The organism is Prevotella sp. TCVGH, assembly GCF_023522295.1.
GTDB lineage: Bacteria > Bacteroidota > Bacteroidia > Bacteroidales > Bacteroidaceae > Prevotella > Prevotella timonensis.
The window spans coordinates 1-9,058 of the sequence record NZ_QFFX01000082.1 but is presented as its reverse complement, the minus strand read 5'-3'; the positions used below and the strand labels follow the sequence as shown (position 1 = coordinate 9,058).

The following is a 9,058-nucleotide window of genomic DNA, read 5'->3' as shown; positions in this document are numbered from 1 at the left end:
GTTCAACGAACGATTCATTTCCAACGAAAAAACAACCCCATGACGACCCCTTTTTTATGGTAAAAAAAGAGGACAAAAGCGATATTTGTCTCTTGTTATTTAAGGAGAGAAATCCTTTTGCTTCTCATCGAAAAAACATCATGGTTCAAGATACCTACAAATGAGTATTGCAAATTTATTTTATATGCAGTACCTTTGCCGCCAACAAAAAAATATTTCAATGACAAGGAAACGAAAGAAAGATAGATATTTTTGTAGAAAATTTATATGTAGATGCATCGACTTTAAGTTGGTGCATCTTTTTTTTGTGAATAATTTTGAATTTCATTCATTATTCAAAACTCCTCAAAAACAAAAAAAGCGAAACATGGAACGCCTATCAACACATTCTTTATGCCTGCTACGTATCTTTTACATACTATGCTTGCTCCACACCACAAGTTACAACGCTAACGCACAAACACATGGCACAACCATACTGCATGGATATGTTACCGATGAGCAGCGACATATTCCATTGAGTGGTGCCAGTATTGAAATCATCGGAACGGAAAAGCGTGCCACCAGCAACGAAGAAGGTAGATATGTTCTGCCCATCAGCGAAGAAGGAAAGTTTACCATACAGGTGTCTTACGTCGGCTATAAAACAAAAAAGATCAATGTAGATTTATTTGTCAACAAACAAGACAGCATTTGCATCAACATAGCTCTACATGCAAACAGTAACACACTACAAGGTGTAACTATCTTGGGCAAAAATAAGATAAGACAACTAAAGCAGTCGGCTTTGCCCGTATCGGTCATAGGTAAACGACAATTAGAGGGAACTGCCACGAATATCAATGACGTACTGGCTCGCACCGTAGGGGTAACAGTACGCGACACAGGTGGCATGGGAAGTGCGTCACGCATATCAATACGAGGGCTGGAAGGCAAGCGCATGGGCATGTTTGTTGACGAAAGCCCCTTAGGAGGAGTGAATAATTTTGTGGCACTCAATGACATTCCTACCTCAATGATAGAACGTATTGAGATATATAAAGGTATTGTTCCCTACAAGTTTGGTGGTTCTGCATTAGGTGGAGCCGTAAACGTAGTAACCAAAGAGTATCCTCCCCTTTACTTCGACGCATCGTACGAGATAAGCTCGTTCAACACTCACCAATTATCTACTGTTCTGAAGCGTACCAACCAACGCACAGGACTGCAGTTTGGCATTGGTGGAGTGTACACCCATTCGGACAACGATTACGACATGGTTTTAGACCATTTGGATGGAAGAACCGTAAAGCGCACCCATGACAAATTTTCCAAGATTATTGGTGGCGCATCTGTGAAAGCCACCAAATGGTGGTTTGACGAACTAAAATGGGAACTGATATTTACCCACACCCGACAAGAGATACAAGGTATTGACCAATATATTCGTGAGGCTTTCAATAAGTCACAAAACCTCATGACTGCGCTGAAACTGCAAAAAGAGAACTTTTTTGCACCAGGCTTAGACCTAACTTTTGAGACACTACTCTCGTACGGACGATATGGAATGACAGATAAAGCCAAGTGTCGCTACGACTGGGATGGCAACCAACTGCCTGCCGTATCGCCTTTTGGTGGTGAGCAAGGCAGCCATCCAAGCGATGGCGATAACAAGTCGTATGATTGGAGCGGCAAGCTCAACCTAAATTATCTCATCAATGAACACCACAGCCTCAACCTCAATGTATGTGCCAACAATACGAATATGTTTCCCTCCGACTCGCTTATGGATAAGGCTTTAGGATTCAATGCCAACTTTCATAGCAGAATGACATCTACTACTATAGGACTATCGTACGACTTGACACTCTTTAATGGCAGATTTCAAAACGCATTCACGATAAAAGACTTTATATATAGTTCCGACTCACGGAGTATTTCCACTTACTCTATTAGTGAGCCAAAGCCCGTCAGCAGTTCAAAAAACTTTGCTGGTTTTAGCAACGCCATGCGCTGGAAGTTCTCCGACGAACTGTTGGTCAAGGCATCGTTCAACTCAGAAGTGCGCATACCGTCTACCGAGGAGCTTATTGGCAACGGCTATTCCATATTACCTTCGCCAGCTCTAAAACCCGAGCGCACGACAGGATATAATATTGGCTTGCTCTATCACAAAGCATTAAAAGATGGTGGAATGATAGAAATGGAGTTAAACAGCTTTTACAACACTTTAAAAGACATGATACGTTTCACACCCGACATGATACCTACCATGGCTCGATATAGGAACTTTGGCGAAGTGCAAACCATGGGAATAGAGTTAGAAGCCAAAGGAGACGTGTTGCCCATGCTCTATCTATATGCCAACACCACATACCAAGACTTACGTGACAAGCGAAAGATGGTTCCTGGAACAGTGGTGGAAAACCCCACCTACAACATGCGTATTCCAAATGTACCTTACTTCATGGCTAATGGAGGGCTGGAATATCATCAGGAGAATATTTTTGGCGGTCGAGGACAGAATACCCGCATCATGGTTGACGCCTCATATATACACCAATATTACTACGATTTTGAGATGAGCAAATATCAAGAGCGCAAAATACCCACCTCCATGATAGTAGATGCAGCAATAGAACACACATTACAGAACAGTACATGGAGCTTTACGCTAAAGGTTAAGAATATAGCCAACCGCCGCGTCGTATCCGATTTGAATTGTCCTTTGCCTGGACGGTCTGTTGCTTTCAAAGTAAGATATTTATTAAAGTGAGATTTATAGTATCAATTCATCAATTATATCATTAAAACAAAAAAAAACGTATGAAAATCAAGATGTTATTGTCAGCCATTGCTCTTTCCGTACTGGCTGCATCGTGTGGTAGCGACGACAACGCTACGCCCCAATCAAAGAAAAATACTGGTGCCAATGCCTTCCAAGGCATTGTTTTTGCGACAGGAGTTACCAACCCCGAAGGCACCAACGGCAGCGTGTACATGCAAGCACTTGCCGACATGACGCCCGGGAAGTACAACAACAAAAACGCCACACCCACAGGATTTGGTTCAACACCTATCATCACACCAAGTGGTAATCTATATTCCTTCCCCGATTATATGGGGAACTCCAAGGCAGAGATTACCCGATACAACATTGATGCGCAAGGCAACTTTGTACAAAAAGGCACACTGTCCATCCCTGCAGGAGCTGCTGCCAGTAATGTGGTAGAACTGAATAAAGAAAAGGCTTATGTTAGTTTTAATGGTTTGGGAAAAATCATGGTATTTAATCCGAAAACCATGAAGAAACTGACAGAGATAGACCTTAACTCTTTAGCACACAAAGACACCAAGGTAGCCCCAGCTGCCATGATTATCCGAGACGGCATGTTGTTTGTTGGGCTAAATCAGTTTAATGCACAGTGGATGCCAACCTCCAACACCATAGAGCTTGCCATGATTGACACCAAGACAGACCAAGTAAAAAAGCACATTACCAACACATCATTAGGCATGAGTTTTGCAACACGCCCCATAGACGCCAATTCTATCTTCATGGATGAGAACAAAGACATATACATCAACTGCATTGGGGCATTTGGTTTTATGCCTCAACATCCTGGAGGTATTGCCCGCATTAAGAACGGAAGCGAAGAGATAGACCCCACATACTGCATTCGGTTCGATCAAACAGAAGTAAAAGGCTTATCGGTCAAGAAGGGTGAATTTGCTGCAACCATGCTCTATGGAGGTAAAGGCAAACTATACGCTTATCTAAATGCCTATGGCTTAGATCCTAACGCCATGAGTAATCCTTATCTATCAATGACCAACGTACCCGTGGAGATAGATTTATACAAAAAAAGTATTACCAAGATAGAGGGCATGGAGGTTGGCAACCCTCAAGGAACTGCCATTGGTAAACACAAAAATTTAATTGTATTTGGGAGTGCCAACAAAAAAGCAAATGGCTTTTACACCTACAATCCAGAAACAAAGGAAGTAAAAGGTCCTGTATTTGAAGTAATGGGTAATCCGAGTTTCTTTTATAGTTTTGCTAAATAAAGAAAAATAGAAGATTGAGTCTGTTCGTTGCTTCTGCTTCAGAATTCCAAAAGAACAGACTCAAACTTTTTCGCAGTATAAAATACGCTCAACATGCAGACACAAAAAGACGAAATCAAAGAACGAATCATCGCTGTTGCCCGACAAGAGTTTATTGCGAATGGAGTGAAAAACACATCTATGCAGCGCATTGCATCACTTTCGGGCATTGCGGTTGGCAACATATATCATTATTTCAAAAGCAAAGACCATTTGTTCAGGTGTGTCATACACCCCTTATTAAAAGCCTTTGAAACCTATCGGCAAAATGCCAACCAGTCATCATACGCCTCATTGGACATATTCAGATACGACTCATACTTGGAAAGTATGAAAGAATTGGTCACATCGTTAGTTGTTCCCTATCGTAACGAATTAAAACTTTTGCTGAACGAGGCTGCCAACACCTCACTTCATCATGCCATTGACAAGATGATAGAACAACAAAGTTTTGACGGAATGAACTACATCAAACGAATGAAGCAGCAATATCCATACATTAACGACCAAATATCACCTCATTTTCTCCGTGTGCTGTGCAATTTATGGAAAGAAGTAATCAAAGAAATTGTAATGCACGACAATCTGACACCCAAAGAACAAGAAAGCCTTATCCTCGATTACGTTAAATTTGACGTGGGTGGCTGGAAATACATGATGAACATTCAGGGCACATTGGACTTAGAAACCGAAGACTAAACAACAAAGGTTCCAATATCTGTCTCTCTTGAGGAATAAAAAGAGACGCAACTGTAAATCGGATGACACCCGAGCGGAGAAGTTTTACCGCAGACGCTTTTTTATAACAGCAGGATTGCCCACTGCCAAACAGTCATCAGGTATATCATGCACTACCACCGAACCCGCTCCGATGATACATCGCCTACCAATATGGACACCCGGACACACAATGACGCCTCCACCCAACCATGTATCATCACCAATACTGATAGGATAAGAGGTTTCTTGCGGCAAGCGACGCTCCAAGTAGTTCATGGGATGCTGCGGCGTGTACAGCTGACAATTGGGACCTATAAGGACATGATGCCCAATGCGCACATAAGCACCGTCCAAGATAGTACAGTTATAATTGAGAAACGTATGCTCACCCATCACAATGCCATGCCCATGGTCGCAATGAAAGGGAGGACAGATGGCTGAAGACGAAGGAATGCCAGGAACAAGTTCCTCTATGATTTCACGATAACGGTCATCGTCCATCGTCATGGTTTGCAATTGGCGACACAGTTCTTTGGCATGCGCAAGACTGGCAGCAATTTCTGGGTCAGTAAAGGAATATAACTCCTCTGAGCGCATCTTTTCGATTTCTGTCTTCATCTCATTAAGAATTGAGCGGTTTGTCTAAATGCAAGCAACAGTCCACCAGTAATTCTCACTAACAGTGCTCATCGTGTCCGTTGCATAGACCTCATCATTTTTGTAAGGTATCTCTATGCCTACAAATATAAGAATAATTGTGGACAACGAGGGCTAAGATTGTTAATTATTGTAGTTTTTAACGGAAAAATGGCATGGCGTTTGCATGTTTGTCATAAATCATTTATCTTAGCAAAAAATTCAAGAAGTAAATTATTTATGGAAGTAAAAGAGTTAGAAAAACTAATTAGAGAAAAGGAAGGTTCGTTGTCATTGGCTTTCCCTGCCCTGATGCGCAAAGTATATGTATGGATGACATTGGCTTTGGTCATCACTGGCATAACGGCATACGGAGTGGCATCATCGCCCAATATTATGATGTGGCTGGTACAGAAGCCTGCCATTTTGTGGGGACTGATTATTGCCGAACTGGCATTAGTGTTAACGGTATCCGCAGCCATCAACCGACTCTCGCTGACGACAGCCACCCTGTTGTTTGTGCTTTATTCGGTACTCAATGGTGCCACCTTGTCACTCATCTTTATGGTGTACACCCTTACATCGATAGCCAGCGTGTTCTTCATCACGGCAGGCACTTTTGGAGTCATGGCAGCCTATGGATATTTTACCAAGCGTGACCTTACCTCATTAGGAAAGTTGCTACTCATGGCACTGATTGGGCTTATCATTGCCAGCGTGGTAAATATCTTCTTCGTGAAGAGTAGTGGCTTTGACTTGATAGTAAGTTACATCGGTGTTTTGATATTCGTAGGTCTGACCGCCTATGACACTCAGAAGATTAAGCAAATGCTTGCCTTACAAACAGACATGGGCGAAGGCGCACAGAAGATTGCACTCATGGGCGCACTGTCATTGTATCTTGATTTTATCAACCTGTTCTTGCATTTGTTGCGAATATTTGGCAGTCGGGAGTAAAAACAATGAAAACTATCCATTTGAAACTCGTCGCCCTATCTTGTGCGGCATTGATGAGCTGTGGCAGCTTGCAAACAAATACCACACAGACTCAAAAGAAAGAAACAAGCACGTTTGGTCAAATACTCAGCGCCGTGACCAATGGCGATGCCTTGGGCAATGCCTTCAACAGCGTCATTGGTCTGGACAAGCCAACCGAAGCCCAGCTTTATGGCTCGTGGCACTACACTCAACCGGGTGTAGCGTTCACCAGCAAGAACGCTTTGGCGAAAGCCGGAGGCGAAGTGGCAGCCACACAAGCCAAGGAGAAGCTGAAAGCACCGTACCAAAGCGTTGGATTCAATGCAAGCAACACCACTCTTCAGTTAAACAAGGACAAGACCTTCACCATTCAGTTGGCTGGCAAGACCTTTCAAGGCTCGTACATTTATCATGCGGACGAATGCAAACTGGATTTGCAGACGCTCCTGATTACGCTTCCTTGTTACGTCAAGCGCACGCCAAAAGGCATGAGCTTTCTCATGGAATCGAAAAAGCTGCTCACTCTGTTTCAGGCAATCGCCAGCATCAGCGGTAACAGCAAGCTGGAAACCATCGGCAAGATTAGCAAAAACTATGATGGCATCCGCATGGGATTCGAAATGGGAAAATAGGTAGACAAAGGGGTTAGAAAACCAATCATGGAGAGCAACCTGATATTATACACGAGCGACAATGGCGACGTAAGCATTCAAGTACGCTACGAAGATGGAACTTTTTGGCTTACTCAAAAACGCATGGCAGAGTTGTTCAATGTGAGCGTGAGTACCATCAACGAACATCTAAAAAGTATCTTCAATACGGGAGAGCTATCGGAAGATGCAATTATTCGGAAATTCCGAATAGTTCAAAACGAAGGCACTCGCCAAGTAACACGAGAAGTGGCATTTTATCCATTGGACGCCATTATCGCAGTGGGGTATCGGGTCAACTCAGAGCAAGCTACCTATTTTAGGAAGTGGGCCACAAAAGTGCTAAATTCGTTTATCACAAAAGGTTATGTTCTCGATAAACAGCGACTGAAGCAAGGCGAGCAGTTTGGTCACGATTATTTTATATTACTGTCCGCTAAACTTTTGGGTAAGTCACTGACATGCTGTCATCCGAACTATTGTGTCTCAATGAGTTGGAATGAGGATTTCTATGTTTAGCGGATAGTAATAATTGTAAATTTTCAATCCGTTTCTTATTTGTCATACATCAAGCAGTCGTGTGTTACAAATCGAACAGATGCTTGTAACTTGATGTGACATAATTGGTTAGCGTAAGGTATAAAGATTCGAGCTCTTTTGTGTTAACTTTACCGTTCTCATACCATTTCATGGACACGGCGTTGGTCTTGTTGAAAATTTCTTTCTCAACAGGTTTCAATTTTTGCATAATTCCATCGCCCTGTTTGTTGTAGAGCGCTTCCCAATTGAAATATCTGTCAGAACCAATTCCTTGGTGATAGGAATAAACCCGATCTTTTAGCGTGTCCACTTTCTTTCCGAAAACGGTCACTTTCTGGCCTGCCCCGATCGTGTATAAAACTGGTAGCAATTTATCCGCGTTTTTAACCCAAAAGGGAAACGCTGTGCTCACAGGAGGATAGCCAATGACGGTCCACATGGTTGTTAGCTCAGGGTTCTCGTGCGGTTTTACCCCTTCGATAACACCTGAGCAAGCTGTTCCCACTCTTGAGATGAAATCGTGGTCAACAAACCATCCGGATGTGTTGGGAATGTTATGGGTGCCATCGTGTAGGTCTATGCCAAGTTTGGGGTTAAGGAAAGAGCGGTCTAAATGTTCGAATATCCAGTCGGGGGTGATAGCTTTGGCTTTTGCGGCTTGGCTTAAAGCATCATCGGCAGTTTTATAACGCACGTATCCCAACCCCTCGTTGGGCTCTCCTGTGAAACTGAAATTTGTTCTCACGGCATATCCGTTGGGTGCTATTTTGGGGTCGTTTACGTCAAAAAAATGATAACTTCGCGTGCTAACTTCCACCCACACGGCTCCACCCTCAGCATCGATTACACCAAAGTTGGCGCACAGTCCTACGAGTTTAGTGGTATCAAGATAGTGTCTTAGGTCTTGTACGGTGGCGCAAACGCTAAGCGTTTTGTACATGAACTCGCCATTTTTCCCACCCGGCTCTATACCGTTAACCGTTTTCTCAAGATTGAATGATTGTGTGTTTATAATTGAAAATCCAGCCGTGTTTGTTCCCAACCACACTTCTTCTTTTGATCGAGGTTGGCAATCTACAACGCCAATAAAGTCATATTTCTGTCCTTTGAAAAAACGCATGCAGTTTTGTAGGGCGTCTGTATCACGCACTTTCCATATCATAGGCCGACCGTCTTTGGTGGCTTTGCCCGTTATTACCGCGGCCGTGCAGGCATGCCCAGTGGCAACTATCATGCAAAAAATGTAAGTGATTAGTAGTGTTTTTTTCATATTCCTTAATTCCGCAACACTATTATAAATTAAACTTTTTAAGTGCCTGAGCAACAAAAAGTTGCTCAGGATTTTTGCCATGTCAGAATTTTCACTTATCGTAGTGTTGCAAAAAAACAAGAGAATCCGACGATAGACATGGCGAAGATACAAATTAAATCTGAGAGACTCACTCCTT

Annotated in this window: 8 protein-coding genes; 6 read left to right on the top strand and 2 right to left on the bottom strand. The window is 42.8% G+C overall.

Annotated features, from left to right (window positions below; translation table 11 throughout):
* Positions 1–367: 367 nt before the first annotated feature.
* The 3 genes from DEM91_RS11260 (at position 368) to DEM91_RS11250 (ending at position 4,785) form a co-directional block, all read left to right on the top strand.
* The gene (locus DEM91_RS11260) at positions 368–2,755 is read left to right on the top strand and encodes a TonB-dependent receptor (RefSeq protein ID WP_249858992.1); all 2,388 of its coding nucleotides are present in this window, start codon (positions 368–370) and stop codon (positions 2,753–2,755) included.
* Between the two features lie 50 nt (positions 2,756–2,805).
* Positions 2,806–4,047, top strand: coding sequence for a hypothetical protein (locus tag DEM91_RS11255; RefSeq protein ID WP_249858991.1), 1,242 nt, complete (start codon positions 2,806–2,808; stop codon positions 4,045–4,047).
* 93 nt (positions 4,048–4,140) lie between these two features.
* A complete protein-coding gene (locus DEM91_RS11250; RefSeq protein WP_103003471.1) occupies positions 4,141–4,785 on the top strand; it encodes a TetR/AcrR family transcriptional regulator in 645 nt (214 codons plus the stop codon).
* A gap of 84 nt (positions 4,786–4,869) precedes the next feature.
* On the opposite strand, the gene DEM91_RS11245 is transcribed toward DEM91_RS11250, so the two are convergent.
* Entirely contained in the window at positions 4,870–5,424 is a 555-nt protein-coding gene (locus DEM91_RS11245) for a sugar O-acetyltransferase (protein WP_249858990.1), read from the bottom strand.
* A 258-nt stretch (positions 5,425–5,682) separates the two neighbouring features.
* Between DEM91_RS11245 and DEM91_RS11240 the strand changes: the two genes are divergently transcribed.
* From DEM91_RS11240 to DEM91_RS11230, 3 genes are read left to right on the top strand one after another with little or no spacing between them, the layout of a single operon-like run.
* Positions 5,683–6,399 carry a Bax inhibitor-1/YccA family protein gene (locus DEM91_RS11240; protein ID WP_103003473.1) on the top strand — a complete coding sequence of 239 codons (717 nt, stop codon included), beginning with the start codon at positions 5,683–5,685 and terminating at the stop codon, positions 6,397–6,399.
* A 5-nt stretch (positions 6,400–6,404) separates the two neighbouring features.
* Positions 6,405–7,052, top strand: coding sequence for a DUF4923 family protein (locus tag DEM91_RS11235; protein ID WP_249858989.1), 648 nt, complete (start codon positions 6,405–6,407; stop codon positions 7,050–7,052).
* Positions 7,053–7,079: 27 nt separating this feature from the next.
* Positions 7,080–7,589, top strand: a complete 510-nt coding sequence (locus tag DEM91_RS11230; protein ID WP_249858988.1) for a virulence RhuM family protein — start codon at positions 7,080–7,082, stop codon at positions 7,587–7,589.
* A 64-nt stretch (positions 7,590–7,653) separates the two neighbouring features.
* Here DEM91_RS11230 and DEM91_RS11225 read toward each other — a convergent pair whose 3' ends face one another.
* Positions 7,654–8,880, bottom strand: coding sequence for a hypothetical protein (locus DEM91_RS11225; RefSeq protein ID WP_249858987.1), 1,227 nt, complete (start codon positions 8,878–8,880; stop codon positions 7,654–7,656).
* Between the last annotated feature and the right edge of the window lie 178 nt (positions 8,881–9,058).